Source organism: Citrobacter freundii complex sp. 2025EL-00176 (assembly GCF_053309355.1).
Window position 1 is genome coordinate 21,177 of the sequence record NZ_JBRYHT010000014.1, and the last position, 15,152, is coordinate 36,328.

The following is a 15,152-nucleotide window of genomic DNA, read 5'->3' on the forward strand; positions in this document are numbered from 1 at the left end:
GTTAGTCAGGTTGCTCGAGTGATTTGATGTAGTCGTAAATCGCCAATTGTGACTGAACCTTACGGCGGTTTCCACGTGGCACGTAGCGATTACTCAGTTCTTTATCTATGTACCGGGCCTTCACCGTGTCGCTGAACAGGATATCAATGATATCCAGCACGCGTTGCTTGAGGCGCGGGTCAAGTAGCGGGGTAGCGACTTCGATACGATAGTCGATATTTCTTGTCATCCAGTCAGCCGAGGAGAGATACACCTGCTTATCGCCGCCGTTCTCAAAGATATAGACCCGGTCATGTTCGAGGTAGCGGTCAACAATGCTGATAACGCGAATATTGTCGCTGATGCCTTCCAGGTTCGGGATCAGAGAACACATACCGCGAATCAACAAATTGACCGGCACGCCCGAGCCTGATGCCGCATAGAGACGATCCACCAGACCTTTATCGACCAGGTTATTCAGTTTTAACGTAATGCCTGAAGGTAATCCTTGCTGTGCGTTGGCGATCTCTTTGTCGATCATGGCGTACAGCAGGCGACGTGAGTTTTGCGGAGAAACCAGCAGGTAATCGAATGTGACCGGACGATACGGATTTTCAATGAAGTTGAATACCCGACGAACTTCGTTGGTAATGCGCGAATCGGCGGTAAGCAATGAGTAGTCGGTATACAGTCGTGCCGTTTTTTCGTTGAAGTTCCCGGTCCCGATATGCGCATAGCGCACGACTTCATCGCCTTCTTTACGTGAGATAAGAAACAGCTTGGCGTGAATTTTCAGGCCAGGGGCGGAGAAGATGACGTGAACGCCCGCTTCGGTAAGACGTTTGGCCCAGTGAATGTTGGCTTCTTCATCGAAGCGTGCCTGCAGCTCCACGACGACAGTGACTTTCTTACTGTTATGCGCGGCATGGATCATCGCGTCGATGATGCGTGAGTCTTTTGCCACCCGGTAGATGTTGATTTTTATCGCCAGCACGCTTGGGTCGAAGGAGGCCTGACGCAGCAGTTCCAGGACATGCTCAAAGGTGTGATACGGATAATAAAGCAGTACATCACGCTCGCGGATTGCATCAAATCCGTTTCGGAATTTCTCGTTATCGAACCAGATATGACGCAGACGGGGCAGCGGTTTATTCACCAGGTTAGCTTTGCCAACGTTGGGGAAGTTAATAAAATCTTTGAAGTTATGGTAACGCCCGCCAGGAACGATAGAGTCGTAGCGAGAAATGGTCAGTTTTTCACGCAGCACCTCGACCAGCGCATTAGGCATATCTCGCTGATAAACAAAGCGCACAGGCTCGGCGGTCAGACGCTGTTTCAGGCTGGATGACATCAGCTCCATCAGGCTGGATTCCATCTCGTGCACTAAATCGTATTCGGCGTCGCGGGTCATTTTCATCGAATAGGCGTTCAGCGCATCGTAATCAAAGAACCCTTTGAAAATATCGTCCAGGCAATAACGTAAAATGTTGTCCAACAGGATCATCGGCTTGCGACGACGCGGGGTCTCCGGCGGCAAATTCACAAAACGGGGAACCTTGTCAGAAGGGATTTCCAGCAGCGCGTAGCGGATCGTATCACCACGGATAATCTCCACCGCCAGATAGGTATAGTCATCTTTCAGAAACTGGACTAAATCCGTCTCGCGGTTAATCAGGATCGGCGTAATGTGCTGGCGAAGATATTGCTTGAAGTAATGGCGTAACCAACTCTGCTGATTCACCGACAATTGGCGTTCGTTGATTAAGAAAATCTGGTTGCGCGCCATCTCCAGCAGTAATTCGTTGTACAGGCCGTCAAATTCTTGATCGGCTTTTAATACGCGGGCCTGGATTTTGCCGAGCAGATGGCGGGAGTGAGAGTTTGAACCCTGTTCTTCGCTAATGATGATTCGGCGCTTCAGTTCGGCAAAACGAACCTTGTAAAACTCGTCGAGGTTATTGGAATAGATGCCTAGAAAACGCATCCGTTCGATCAACGGGTTTGATTTATCAGCAGCTTCCTGGAGTACACGTTCGTTGAACGCTAACCAGCTGAGTTCTTTCTCGATATATAGCTTTTCCTGACCCATTACCACTTTTACTCCGTTTCATTCACGGGACACTACCGATTTATTATGGCGAGCATTGCTCTCAGATGTCCAACTGTGCCAGAAAAATATGACAATAAACTGTCTGATAGCAAAGAGAAAGGGGGGAAGAAGAGTAGGCCCGATAAGCGAAGCGCCATCAAGCCTACCAGAAGATGAGATTATTCCTCGGCGGCATAACCTTGCGGTGGCAGGCGATTACCGTCAAGCCACGCGGCGTTATCACGCATTTTCAGACGGCCGTCGGTAAACCAGCTAATCACCAGCGGGTAGATATCATGTTCCTGCGCCTGAACCCGGGCAGTGACATCATCTTCGCTGTCGCCTTCAAACACCGGTACTGTCGCCTGGAGAATTACCGGTCCGCCATCCAGTTCATCCGTCACGAAATGAACTGAGGTTCCATGCTGTTCATCGCCATTTTCCAGTACCTGACGGTGCGTATGCAGGCCGGGATACTTTGGCAACAACGAAGGATGGATATTCAACAATCTTTCAGAATAGTGAGCGACAAACGCCGGGCTGAGGATACGCATATAACCGGCCAGCACCACGACATCGGGGCCGTAGGCGTCAATCTCTTGTATCAGTTGGCGGTCAAATGCTTCGCGGCTGGCAAACTGAGCGGCCTCCAGCGAATGTGCCGGAATATTCGCTTCTCGTGCACGTTCAAGGCCGAACGCATCGGCCTTGTTACTGAATACTGCACGTATGGTGCCATTGATTTTTTTCTGTTCGCAGGCGTCGATGATCGCCTGCAAATTGCTTCCGTTACCGGAAATGAGCACCACAATGTTTTTCATTCAATGACCACACGCTGTTCGGAATCAGAGGCTTTGATGATACCGATTTTCCATGCGTTTTCACCTTTCGCATTGAGCAACGCGAGGGCGTTGTCCACTTCCGAAGCAGGCAGGGCGATGACCATGCCGACGCCGCAGTTGAAGGTGCGATACATCTCGTGCTGGCTGACGTTACCCGCCGTTTGCAGCCAGTTGAAGACGGCTGGCCATTGCCATGAGGATTCGTCGATTACTGCCTGCGTGTTGTCTGGCAGGACGCGCGGAATATTTTCCCAGAAGCCGCCGCCGGTCAGGTGGGCGATGGCATGCACATCCACCTTCTCGATCAGTTCCAGAATGGATTTTACGTAGATACGGGTCGGGGCAAGTAAGTGATCGGCCAGCGGTTTACCGTCAAGCTCAGTGGTTTCCGGGTTGCATCCGCTGACTTCAACGATTTTACGTACCAGGGAGTAGCCGTTGGAGTGTGGACCGCTGGAGCCGAGCGCAATCAGCACGTCGCCGTCAGCCACTTTTGAACCGTCGATAATCTCGGATTTTTCGACGACGCCAACGCAGAAGCCAGCCACGTCGTAATCTTCGCCGTGGTACATACCCGGCATTTCAGCCGTTTCACCGCCCACCAGCGCACAGCCCGACTGCAGACAGCCTTCGGCAATACCATTAATGACGCTGGCTGCGGTATCCACATCCAGTTTGCCAGTCGCATAGTAGTCGAGGAAAAACAGCGGCTCAGCGCCCTGTACCACCAGGTCGTTGACGCACATCGCGACCAGATCGATGCCAATCGTGTCATGGCGTTTCAGATCCATCGCCAGACGCAGTTTTGTACCTACGCCATCCGTGCCGGAAACCAGTACCGGTTCACGATATTTTTGCGGCAATGCGCACAGCGCACCGAAGCCACCCAGACCACCCATCACTTCCGGGCGACGCGTTTTCTTTACTACGCCTTTGATTCGATCAACCAGAGCATTACCTGCATCAATATCAACACCGGCATCTTTGTAGCTAAGAGAGGTTTTATCGGTCACTGCCTGCTTCCCCACATGTTTACTTGCAGTAAAAGTTAAATTCGGCGCAATTCTAACAGGGAAAGCAAACGTTTGCGAGCCTGCTCTGCATCAAGTTTTATCTGCTGTTTTTTTCAGCATGTTACAGTCATTTATCTATTTTTTTAAATAACGCCACCAAAATGAAACCGGTTTCTGTTTTCTGTTTTGGACCTTACATAGAGTGTTTTGCACAGAGCAAGCTATGGGGTTATCTACGTCGATAAAAATAATGACGGTAGTGGGGCATTAGCTCGCTTGCCTAAGAAATCTTTTTCATGGTAGCAAAACGTCGTCCAGACTAATGCTGAATATCTTTAAAATTCATGGTGTTGAATGCAGGTCCCGCCATTGGCGCGGGGCTTGTTTTATACTCATCATCCGGACGCAAACGACTTTGGTTGATCCATATCAAGCGGATGCAGTGTTGCGCCAGAGACGAAAAGCGGTATAATCCGGCGATTTTTTTTGTGGTTGCCACTCGTCTGAGGAAAGGAGAAGAGTATGAAGATCGTGGAAGTCAAACACCCACTCGTCAAACACAAGCTGGGACTGATGCGTGAAAACGATATCAGCACTAAACGCTTTCGTGAACTCGCCTCGGAAGTTGGCAGCCTGCTGACTTATGAAGCAACCGCTGGCCTGGAAACCGAAAAGGTGACCATTGAAGGCTGGAACGGTCCGGTTGAAGTAGACCAAATCAAAGGTAAAAAAATCACCGTTGTACCAATCCTGCGTGCCGGTCTGGGCATGATGGAAGGCGTACTGGAAAACGTTCCGAGCGCGCGTATCAGCGTTGTCGGTATGTACCGTAACGAAGAAACGCTGGAGCCGGTTCCGTATTTCCAGAAGCTGGTTTCTAACATCGATGAGCGTATGGCGCTAATCGTTGACCCGATGCTGGCCACCGGCGGTTCCGTTATCGCCACCATCGACCTGCTGAAAAACGCAGGCTGCACCAGCATTAAAGTACTGGTCCTGGTTGCGGCGCCGGAAGGTATCGCGGCGCTGGAAAAAGCACACCCGGATGTTGAGCTGTACACGGCCTCCATCGATCAGGGACTGAACGAGCACGGATACATTATTCCGGGGCTTGGCGATGCCGGCGATAAGATTTTTGGTACCAAGTAAACGAATAAGTGAAAAGAAGCCGACTTTAAGAGTCGGCTTTTTTTTGAATACAACAACCTAATCGCTAATAACAAACAACACTCAGAGGAAAACACTATGACGCGCCGTGCTATCGGGGTAAGTGAAAGACCGCCGCTTTTACAGACAATCCCGCTTAGTTTACAGCACCTGTTCGCCATGTTTGGCGCAACGGTACTGGTGCCAGTCCTGTTCCACATCAACCCGGCTACTGTTCTGCTGTTTAACGGCATTGGTACGTTGCTGTATCTCTTTATCTGTAAGGGTAAAATCCCCGCGTACCTCGGTTCCAGCTTTGCGTTTATTTCTCCGGTGCTGCTGCTGCTGCCGTTAGGTTATGAAGTGGCGCTGGGCGGTTTCATTATGTGCGGCGTCCTGTTCTGCCTGGTTTCTTTCATCGTTAAGAAAGCCGGCACCGGCTGGCTGGATGTGATGTTCCCTCCGGCGGCGATGGGCGCAATCGTTGCCGTCATCGGCCTGGAACTGGCGGGCGTCGCTGCAGGCATGGCGGGATTACTGCCTGCCGAAGGGCAATTACCGGATTCGAAAACCATCATCATCTCAATGGTGACGCTGGCGGTGACGGTCTTTGGCTCCGTACTGTTCCGCGGTTTTATGGCAATTATCCCGATCCTGATTGGGGTGCTGGCCGGTTACGCGCTCTCCTTCGTGATGGGCGTCGTGGACACTACGCCGATTGCCCAGGCACACTGGTTTGCGCTGCCGACTTTCTACACGCCGCGTTTTGAATGGGTTGCTATTCTGACTATCTTGCCTGCTGCGCTGGTAGTCATTGCTGAACACGTCGGACACCTGGTGGTGACGGCAAATATCGTGAAAAAAGATTTGATCCGCGACCCTGGTCTGCACCGCTCTATGTTCGCTAACGGTCTGTCCACGGTAATCTCCGGTTTCTTCGGCTCTACGCCGAACACCACGTATGGCGAAAACATCGGCGTCATGGCGATTACCCGCGTTTACAGTACCTGGGTTATTGGCGGCGCCGCGATTTTTGCCATCCTGCTCTCTTGTGTGGGCAAACTGGCGGCGGCGATCCAGATCATTCCACTGCCGGTCATGGGCGGCGTATCGCTGTTACTGTACGGCGTGATTGGCGCTTCCGGTATTCGCGTACTGATCGAATCAAAAGTTGACTACAACAAAGCGCAGAACCTGATCCTGACCTCGGTCATTTTGATCATTGGCGTGAGTGGCGCGAAAGTCCACATCGGTGCCGCAGAGCTGAAAGGCATGGCGCTGGCGACCATTGTCGGCGTCTGCCTGAGCCTGATTTTCAAAGTCATCAGCCTGCTGCGTCCAGAAGAAGTGGTGCTCGACGCAGAAGATGCAGACAGCCCGCAACAGTAAGTCTCTGACCGGGCAGTGTCGCTGCCCGGTTCTATCGCGACGTATTTCTGTGTTAAACTCAACGCGATTTTATGAAATCCTGGGTTGAGGTATCTCTGAACACACCGGCACAGCTCTCTTTGCCACTTTATCTTCCTGACGACGAAACGTTTGCAAGTTTCTGGCCGGGGGATAACTCCTCTTTACTGGCTGCACTGCAAAACGTGCTGCGTCAGGAACATAGCGGGTATATTTATCTCTGGTCGCGTGAAGGCGCTGGCCGTAGTCATTTGCTGCATGCAGCCTGTGCGGAACTGTCCGCGCGCGGCGATGCGGTAGGCTATGTGCCGCTCGATAAGCGCACCTGGTTTGTCCCCGAGGTGCTAGACGGTATGGAGCATTTATCGCTGGTATGCATCGATAACATCGAATGCGTGGCCGGTGATTCGCTGTGGGAAATGGCGATCTTTGATCTCTACAACCGTATTCTGGAGTCTGGGAAAACGCGTTTACTGATCACCGGCGATCGCCCACCAAGACAGCTCAATCTGGGGTTACCGGATCTCGCCTCACGCCTGGACTGGGGACAAATCTACAAGCTGCAGCCGCTTTCCGATGAAGATAAGCTGCAGGCGTTGCAATTACGCGCCAGACTTCGTGGATTTGAACTGCCGGAAGATGTGGGACGTTTCCTGCTTAAGCGTTTGGATCGGGAAATGCGTACGCTGTTTATGACGTTGGATCAGTTAGATCACGCATCGATCACCGCCCAGCGAAAACTGACCATTCCATTCGTAAAAGAGATTTTGCAACTGTAAACGCCGCAGCCGAAAAGAGTGCGGCGATTTCAGGTTAACCGACGATTTCCAGTACCTGCTCCGGCGGACGTCCAATCCGCGCCTGGCCTTTGGCAACCACAATGGGGCGCTCTATCAGTTTCGGATTGTCCACCATGGCCTGAATCAGCGCATCTTCACTCAGATTTTTGTCCGCCAGGTTAAGCGACTTGTAGAGATCTTCTTTCTGGCGCATCAGCTCACGCGCGCTGGACATGCCCAGCATCTGCAGTAATTCACGCAGGGTTGCGGCATCTGCCGGAGTTTCCAGATACAGCACCACTTCCGGATCCACGCCGTTGGACTTCAGTAATTCCAGCGTTTCGCGGCTCTTGGAACAACGTGGGTTATGGTAGATTTTGATCGCGTCTGACATGACTTCTCCTTGCAAAACAATACTGCCGGATGGCGGCCTACATATCGCGCCTGACGTAGGCCGGATAAGACGCTACAGCGTCGCCATCCGGCAAGAGTTCGATAATTACATTTTCGTATACGGTTTAAAACGTTCTTGCAGTTGGCGCAGTTGATCGATACGGGCATCGTATCTGGCCTGCTGCTGGCTGCCCAGTTTTACCTGCGAACTTGCGCTGCTGAGCATCGAAATCGCCTGGTCAAGACGTCCTGCAAGGGCATACCCCTCCGCGCGAGCCGCCAGTTCCTGATCGCGGTTACCGAGACCGGCCTCCGTTTGCGCTAACAAATCCCAACCGTTAGGGTCATCCTTGTGGTTAAACGTATAACGATTCAGGATATTGGCTGCTTCTTTCGCTTGCCCGCCCTGTAAATACGCATTTGCCAGATTGAGCTGCAGTACCGGGTTGACTCGCAGGTCTCGAGCATTTTTCAGGCGATTAATAGCGTCGCCGGTTTTCTTCTGGCCGAGATCGATATCCGTTGCCAGGTCGAGATACCAGGCATTGTTGGGTTCAGCCGTCAGCAATGGTTGCAGCGCTTTACGCGCCTCATCATATTTACTGGCTTCCATCGCCTGAAGTGCGCGGCCATACTGCGCCGCACGCTGCTCGCGTACGTTGCCTTTCGACCAGTTACTCAGCAGGTCATCGGTCAACTGGTTGCGACCAGAGTTATACATGCCTAAGGTTCGCGCCTTGGCCAGATAAAAATCTTCTGAAGACTGGACGACGACCGGGCGCATCTGGTTGGCGCGGTTACGCGCATCTGCCAGACGGCTTTCCGGCAGGGGGTGGGTCAGCAAAATTTCCGGTGGACGCGAAGAGTAACGGGCCTGATCGAGCAGTTTTTCCAGGAACGTCGGCATGGCTTGGGGATCGAATCCCGAGCGTTGCAGTACCTGAATACCGATGCGGTCCGCTTCCTGTTCGTTTTGCTGCGTAAAACTGATCATTCCCTGGCGCGTACCCGCCAGCGTACCGGTCAGCGCCGCCATACCCGCCTGTGGGCTGGCCATCGCCAATAAAATGGATCCTAAGGCACCGACCCACGTTAGCGGGGCGCTGCGTTTCTGATCTTCCATCGCACGCGCCAGGTGTCGCTGCGTAACGTGGGAAATTTCGTGCGCCATCACCGATGCCAGCTGGCTTTCGTTATCGGAATAGCGGAACAGCGCGGAGTGCAAAACAACGTTGCCGCCAAAGAAGGCAAAGGCGTTAATTTCATCGTTGTTGATTAAAAAGAAGGTGAAGGGCGTTTTTACTGAGTCGGCGTGTGCAACTAAGCGCATCCCCAGACTATTAATATATTGGGTCAGCAACGGGTCGTTAATTAACGGCGCGCTGCCCCGCAGTTGGCGTACGTAAAAATCGCCCATCTGCATTTCCTGTCCTATGGAAAGGGTACTCCCTGCCGAGGTCCCCATATCAGGCAGGGTGTCCGCGGGGTCAGCAAATGCGGGCGCAACCTGACCTATGGTCAGTGCGGCAATGAGGGTAGCAACCAGGTTTTTTTTCAACTGCCTGAACATAACCTCTGTCCTGTATTCTTTTTTGAGATAGCCATTTGACCAATGCCGTGAAGTATCGTTCACACTCCGCAAGCTTAGGGAGTGTAACTGTGAAACCTGACGATGAACACCCAGGAAAAATGTCTTTTCACTTTGCGTAATCAGTCATAAAAAGCGAAGTCTTTTTTGTGACATTTCGATACAATTCGGGATCGCAATCCCGCTATTGGGTTCATGGAAGGGTTTTATGCTCGAAATGTTGATGCAATGGTATCGCCGCCGCTTTAGCGACCCCGAGGCCATCGCCCTGCTAATTATTCTGGTTGCCGGTTTTGGCATCCTGTTCTTCTTTAGCGGTCTTTTGGCGCCGCTGTTGGTCGCCATTGTGCTGGCGTACCTGCTTGAGTGGCCGACTGTACGGCTGGAACATATCGGCTGTTCACGGCGCTGGGCGACATCAATCGTGCTGGTGGTGTTTGTTGGTATTTTGCTGCTGATGGCGTTTGTGGTGATGCCCGTCGCGTGGCAGCAGGGGATTTATCTGATCCGCGATATGCCCGGCATGCTCAATAAATTGTCCGATTTTGCCGCCACGTTGCCACGACGTTATCCGGCGCTGATGGATGCGGGCATTATTGATGCGATGGCAGAGAATATGCGCTCGCGAATGCTCACCATGGGCGATTCGGTGGTGAAATATTCGTTAGCCTCTCTGGTCGGATTGCTGACGCTGGCGGTCTATCTGGTACTTGTCCCGTTGATGGTGTTCTTCCTGATCAAAGATAAAGGCCAGATGCTGAACGCCGTGCGCCGGGTGCTGCCGCGTAATCGCGGGCTGGCGGGACAGGTATGGAAAGAGATGAACCAGCAAATCACCAACTATATCCGCGGTAAAGTGTTGGAGATGGTGGTGGTTGGCGTGGCGACCTGGCTTGGATTCCTGCTGTTTGGCCTCAACTATTCGTTGCTGTTGGCGGTGCTGGTGGGTTTCTCGGTTTTGATCCCGTATATCGGCGCTTTTGTGGTGACGATTCCGGTCGTCGGGGTGGCGTTGTTCCAGTTCGGGCTTGGCACCGAGTTCTGGAGCTGCTTTGCCGTGTACCTGATAATCCAGGCGCTGGACGGTAATCTGCTGGTCCCCGTCCTGTTCTCCGAGGCCGTTAACCTGCATCCGCTGGTGATTATTCTGTCGGTCGTGATTTTTGGCGGGCTGTGGGGATTCTGGGGCGTATTCTTTGCGATCCCTCTGGCGACGCTCATCAAAGCCGTCATGCATGCCTGGCCTGATGGTCAGGCCGTTGACGAACCTTAATTTGCAAACTCCGGCGATGCAATGTCGCCGGATCTGCACTTGTCTGACCTCTATCCACACATTCTGAATAATCTCCTCTGGTGTCGTTTTTCTCCGCATTTGTCTTTAACTTGACCAACGAGACATCTTTTCGTCGCACAAGGAATAAGGCCAACAGGAGAACAACATGGGTCACAACACACACACGCCGCAAAAGGTGGGATGGGGTGGTTATCTCGCTTTTTTAATCACAATAATTCTTTTTTCCGGCATGTTTGCGAAAAGTACCGAATGGTGGCGGGTTTTTGACTTCACCGTCCTCAACGGTGCGTTTGGGAAGGTTAATGCGGCAGGCGATACGGCGGTCTCTTTTCGCGGTACGGGTGGCATGGGTGCTAAAGATGGCTTTTTATTCGCACTGGAGCTGGCGCCATCCGTCATTCTTTCTCTGGGGATTATTTCCGTTACCGAAGGGTTGGGGGGATTGCGCGCCGCACAACAGTTGATGACGCCTGTCCTGCGCCCGTTACTCGGAATTCCAGGTGTTTGTTCGCTGGCGCTGATTGCGAATTTGCAAAATACCGATGCCGCGGCCGGGATGACGAAAGAGATGGCTGAAGAGGGCATTATCACTGAACAGGAACGTGCCGTTTTTGCCTGCTGGCAAACCAGCGGCAGCGCCTGTATTACCAACTATTTTTCCTCGGGGGCCGCGCTATTTACGATGGTTACTGTTCCGGTGATTACGCCGCTGGCGGTGATCCTTGTCTTCAAATTTGTGGGGGCTAACCTGCTGCGCTTATGGATTGCGCAGTTGGAAAATCGCCGTACGCAGCAGGAGGCCTGAGATGACAACGCAGGTACGTAAAAACGTCATGGATATGTTTATCGATGGCGCACGACGTGGGTTTACCATTGCAACAACCAGCCTGTTGCCGAACGTGGTGATGGCGTTTGTGATTATCCAGGCGCTAAAAGTAACGGGGCTGCTCGAGATTGTCGGGCGGATATGTGAGCCGGTTATGGCGCTATGGGCGTTGCCGGGCGAATCTGCCACCGTCCTGCTGGCGGCGGTAATGAGTATGGGAGGCGGCGTCGGTGTTTGCGCCAGCCTGGTTGTCGCCGGTACGCTTTCGGGACATGATGCTACGGTATTGTTACCTGCTATCTACCTGATGGGTAATCCAGTACAAAATGTGGGACGTTGTCTGGGGACAGCGGGGGTCCATCCTCGTTATTATCCGCTTATTATTGCGGTGTGCGTCATTAATGCACTGCTCTCTATTTGGGTCATGCAGGTTATTGCCTGACAAGGAAGGTTATGAACTGTTCAATTCTTAATTTGACGTTGTTCCAGCAGGGACATGTGTACGCGCCGGAAGATTTAGGCCGACAGGATATACTGGTGTCCGGCAGCAAGATTGTTGCCATCGCGCCGTCGATCTCCCCGCAAGACTTTCCTGGCTGCGAGTGCGTCAATCTTGACGGCGCGATTGTCTGCCCTGGGTTTATCGATCAGCACGTCCATTTGATTGGCGGCGGTGGAGAAGCGGGGCCGCACACCCGCACGCCGGAAGTGCGTTTGTCACGGCTGGTTGAAGCTGGCGTCACTTCGGTGGTGGGATTGCTGGGTACCGATGGCATAACCCGCCATCCGGAGTCGCTGCTGGCGAAAACCCGCGCGCTGGAGTTTGAAGGGATCAGCGCCTGGATGCTGACCGGGGCGTATTCTCTGCCTTCCCCGACTATCACCGGCAGCATCGATCGCGACGTGGCGCTGATCGATAAAGTGATTGGCGTTAAGTGTGCGATTTCGGACCATCGTTCCTCAGCACCAGATACCCATGCACTGGCGAACATGGCGGCGCAGTCGCGCGTCGGTGGATTGCTGGGGCGCAAACCGGGAATCAGCGTTTTCCATATGGGCGACAGCCCGCGCATGCTGGAACCGTTGTATCAGATCCTTGAAAACTGCGACGTGCCGATCGCTAAACTGTTGCCGACCCATGTTAACCGTGCGGAACCCTTGTTCCAGGCGGCACTGGAGTATGCCCGCCAGGGTGGTTATATCGACATTACCAGCAGCATTGATGAGCCAGTTGATCCTGCCACGGCTATTGCCACGGCGCTGCGCCAAAATGTGCCGCTGTCGCGCCTTACCCTGAGCTCGGACGGCAACGGCAGTCAGCCGGAATTTGATGAGTCAGGTAATCTCACCGGAATTGGCGTCGCCGGGTTTGAATCCCTTGCGGAAACGGTGCGCCAGTTGGTGAAGGTGCATGCTGTGCCGCTGGAACAGGCGCTGTGTCCACTGACGCGTACGGTGGCAGAGTTTTTAGGTCTGGAGCATAAAGGGCGTCTGGCGGTGGGATGCGATGCGGACATTCTGGTGCTCAACGACGCGCTGGAGGTGAATCACCTGTGGGCGAAGGGAAAAGCCGTAGTCAGAGAGAAAAAAGCCTGCGTCAAAGGGACGTTTGAATAACCGGGCGGTTATCTGCCGGATAGCTACGCTAAAGCGTCTTATCCGGCCTACGTGCGTGCATTTGTAGGCCGGATAAGGCGTTCACGCCGCCATCCGGCATTTCACGGTCAGGCGTTCTCTTTCAGCCAGTTCATTACCACGTCGTGGTGATTGCTGGTTTTGAAGTTATCAAACACATGTTCAATTTTGCCTTCAGCATCAATCAGGAAGCTGATGCGGTGGATGCCATCGTAGGTTTTGCCCATAAATGACTTCTCACCCCAAACGCCGAACTGCTCGCAAACCTGATGATCTTCGTCCGACAAGAGCGTGAAGTTAAGAACTTCTTTTTCCGCGAATCGGGAAAGTTTTTCCGGTTTATCGGTGCTGATGCCCAGCACTTCAACACCTGCTTTTTTTAACTCATCCATGTTATCGCGCAGGCCGCAGGCCTGTACGGTACAGCCGGGTGTCATGGCTTTCGGGTAAAAATAAACCAGAACACGCTGTCCCTGGAAGTCGGTTAAATTTACTTGTTCTCCGTCTTGATCCGGCAAGCTAAATTTCGGTGCGATATCACCGGCTTTCAGTGGGTTCATTACTTAACTCCATCCTGTTCATCATGCTGTGAGTAATTGACGACGTTAATACTGCCTTGCGCATTGAGTTCTGTACAGAGTGCTTTGAACGCATCTTCAATATTTGCCCCGTCATGTGACGCAGGACTATGTGCGGTAATTTGAATAAACAGCTGCGCCGTCTTTCCGTTCTCAGCCGGTTGCGTGCGTGAAACCAGTTCCGCAATATTCATTTGGTGGCTGTCAAACAGGGCGGTAAAGCGTTCAATCAAATGTGGAGAATCGGGGACATCGACCTGTACCCATACCGTGGCGGGCATCGCTGGGCGGGGACGCGCAGTCGTGCGCTTCATGACAATCAATAAATCCAGCTCAGCGCCTTTCAACGGCAAGGTTGATTCAATCAGGGTGATGGCATTCCAGGTGCCTGACAGCAGCATGATAAATGTGAATTCGTCACCCAGCATCGCCAGTCGGCTGTCTTCGATATTACAGCCGCAACTGCTGACATGACGCGTGATGGTGTTCACAATTCCTGGGCGGTCGGCACCCAGCGCAGTAATGACCAGATAGTGTTGCGATGACGATGTCAAACCTGTTCTTCCTTTGAGCGGTGAGGTAATCATAAGGAAAGCATAAAAAAAACATGCATACAACAATCAGAACGGCTCTGGTCGCTTGCTTTTATTGTCGTACCAAACGTACCATTGAGACACTTGTTTGCACAGAGGATGGCCCATGTTCACGGGAAGTATTGTCGCGCTTGTTACGCCGATGGATGAGAAAGGTAAAGTCTGCCGGTCGAGCCTGAAAAAACTGATTGATTATCATGTCGCCAGCGGCACCTCGGCGATCGTTTCGGTTGGCACCACAGGAGAGTCCGCCACCCTGAGTCATGATGAACATGGCGATGTGGTGATGATGACGCTGGAGCTGGCCGACGGGCGTATTCCGGTTATTGCCGGAACGGGCGCCAATGCGACCGCAGAAGCCATTAGTCTGACGCAGCGTTTCAACGATAGCGGTGTTGTCGGCTGCCTGACGGTGACGCCGTACTACAACCGCCCAACCCAGGAAGGTTTGTTCCAGCATTTCAAAGCCATCGCTGAACATACTGACCTGCCGCAAATTCTGTATAATGTGCCGTCCCGTACTGGCTGCGATATGCTGCCAGAAACCGTTGGCCGTCTGGCGAAAGTAAAAAATATTATCGCTATTAAAGAGGCCACGGGGAACTTAAGTCGTGTTCACCAGATCAAAGAGCTGGTTTCAGACGACTTCATTCTGCTCAGCGGTGATGACGCGACCGGACTGGATTTTATGCAGCTCGGTGGTCATGGCGTGATTTCCGTAACGTCTAACGTTGCGGCGCGTGACATGGCTGAAATGTGCAAACTGGCGGCAGCGGGGCATTTTGCCGAGGCGCGGTTGATTAACCAGCGTCTGATGCCGTTACACAACAAACTATTTGTCGAACCCAATCCTATCCCAGTGAAATGGGCATGTAAGGAGTTGGGGCTTGTGGCGACCGATACGCTGCGTCTGCCGATGACGCCAATCACGGACAATGCTCGTGAAATCGTCAAGGCGGCACTTAAGCATGCCGGTTTGCTGTAAAGTTT

Annotated in this window: 15 protein-coding genes; 8 read left to right on the top strand and 7 right to left on the bottom strand. The window is 52.7% G+C overall.

Going from position 1 to position 15,152, the window contains the following annotated elements; genetic code table 11:
* Position 1 precedes the first annotated feature (1 nt).
* The 3 genes from ppk1 to purM form a co-directional block, all read right to left on the bottom strand.
* Complete coding sequence (ppk1, locus tag ACVXHP_RS20450) at positions 2-2,068, bottom strand: polyphosphate kinase 1 (protein WP_200005488.1); 2,067 nt, start codon at positions 2,066-2,068, stop codon at positions 2-4.
* Between the two features lie 179 nt (positions 2,069-2,247).
* The gene (gene purN / locus ACVXHP_RS20455; protein WP_200005489.1) at positions 2,248-2,889 is read right to left on the bottom strand and encodes a phosphoribosylglycinamide formyltransferase; all 642 of its coding nucleotides are present in this window, start codon (positions 2,887-2,889) and stop codon (positions 2,248-2,250) included.
* The gene (gene purM, locus ACVXHP_RS20460; protein WP_200005490.1) at positions 2,886-3,923 is read right to left on the bottom strand and encodes a phosphoribosylformylglycinamidine cyclo-ligase; all 1,038 of its coding nucleotides are present in this window, start codon (positions 3,921-3,923) and stop codon (positions 2,886-2,888) included. Before purM ends, purN begins: the two co-directional genes overlap by 4 nt.
* Before the next feature lie 522 nt (positions 3,924-4,445).
* On the opposite strand from purM, the gene upp reads away from it, so the two are divergent.
* From upp to ACVXHP_RS20475, 3 genes are all read left to right on the top strand, one after another.
* Entirely contained in the window at positions 4,446-5,072 is a 627-nt protein-coding gene (upp, locus tag ACVXHP_RS20465) for a uracil phosphoribosyltransferase (RefSeq protein ID WP_003835110.1), read from the top strand.
* A 96-nt stretch (positions 5,073-5,168) separates the two neighbouring features.
* Positions 5,169-6,458, top strand: a complete 1,290-nt coding sequence (gene uraA / locus ACVXHP_RS20470) for a uracil permease (protein WP_016157119.1) — start codon at positions 5,169-5,171, stop codon at positions 6,456-6,458.
* Positions 6,459-6,553: 95 nt separating this feature from the next.
* Positions 6,554-7,255 (top strand): DnaA inactivator Hda, encoded by a 702-nt coding sequence (locus ACVXHP_RS20475; protein ID WP_233612556.1) that lies wholly within the window; start codon positions 6,554-6,556, stop codon positions 7,253-7,255.
* Positions 7,256-7,289: 34 nt separating this feature from the next.
* Here the strand turns inward: ACVXHP_RS20475 and arsC are convergent, their stop codons facing one another.
* Positions 7,290-7,649: an arsenate reductase (glutaredoxin) gene (arsC, locus tag ACVXHP_RS20480; protein WP_447572096.1), complete on the bottom strand. Its 360-nt coding sequence runs from the start codon at positions 7,647-7,649 to the stop codon at positions 7,290-7,292.
* 105 nt (positions 7,650-7,754) lie between these two features.
* A complete protein-coding gene (bepA, locus tag ACVXHP_RS20485) occupies positions 7,755-9,218 on the bottom strand; it encodes a beta-barrel assembly-enhancing protease (RefSeq protein WP_447572097.1) in 1,464 nt (487 codons plus the stop codon).
* A gap of 226 nt (positions 9,219-9,444) precedes the next feature.
* Here bepA and ACVXHP_RS20490 point away from each other — a divergent pair, with 226 nt between their 5' ends.
* The 4 genes from ACVXHP_RS20490 to iadA all read left to right on the top strand — a co-directional run bounded on the left by ACVXHP_RS20490 (position 9,445) and on the right by iadA (position 12,973).
* Positions 9,445-10,509: an AI-2E family transporter gene (locus ACVXHP_RS20490; RefSeq protein ID WP_006683504.1), complete on the top strand. Its 1,065-nt coding sequence runs from the start codon at positions 9,445-9,447 to the stop codon at positions 10,507-10,509.
* A gap of 166 nt (positions 10,510-10,675) precedes the next feature.
* Entirely contained in the window at positions 10,676-11,335 is a 660-nt protein-coding gene (locus ACVXHP_RS20495) for a nucleoside recognition domain-containing protein (RefSeq protein ID WP_447572098.1), read from the top strand.
* Position 11,336: 1 nt separating this feature from the next.
* On the top strand, positions 11,337-11,798 hold the full coding sequence (locus ACVXHP_RS20500; RefSeq protein ID WP_447572099.1) for a YjiG family protein: 462 nt from the start codon (positions 11,337-11,339) through the stop codon (positions 11,796-11,798).
* 11 nt (positions 11,799-11,809) lie between these two features.
* Positions 11,810-12,973 (top strand): beta-aspartyl-peptidase, encoded by a 1,164-nt coding sequence (iadA, locus tag ACVXHP_RS20505; protein WP_447572100.1) that lies wholly within the window; start codon positions 11,810-11,812, stop codon positions 12,971-12,973.
* 107 nt (positions 12,974-13,080) lie between these two features.
* Here iadA and bcp read toward each other — a convergent pair whose 3' ends face one another.
* Positions 13,081-13,551 (bottom strand): thioredoxin-dependent thiol peroxidase, encoded by a 471-nt coding sequence (bcp, locus tag ACVXHP_RS20510; RefSeq protein ID WP_038642568.1) that lies wholly within the window; start codon positions 13,549-13,551, stop codon positions 13,081-13,083.
* Complete coding sequence (locus ACVXHP_RS20515; protein WP_200005496.1) at positions 13,551-14,123, bottom strand: glycine cleavage system transcriptional repressor; 573 nt, start codon at positions 14,121-14,123, stop codon at positions 13,551-13,553. Before ACVXHP_RS20515 ends, bcp begins: the two co-directional genes overlap by 1 nt.
* Positions 14,124-14,268: 145 nt before the next feature.
* Between ACVXHP_RS20515 and dapA the strand changes: the two genes are divergently transcribed.
* Complete coding sequence (gene dapA, locus ACVXHP_RS20520; protein WP_200005497.1) at positions 14,269-15,147, top strand: 4-hydroxy-tetrahydrodipicolinate synthase; 879 nt, start codon at positions 14,269-14,271, stop codon at positions 15,145-15,147.
* The last annotated feature ends 5 nt before the right edge of the window (positions 15,148-15,152 follow it).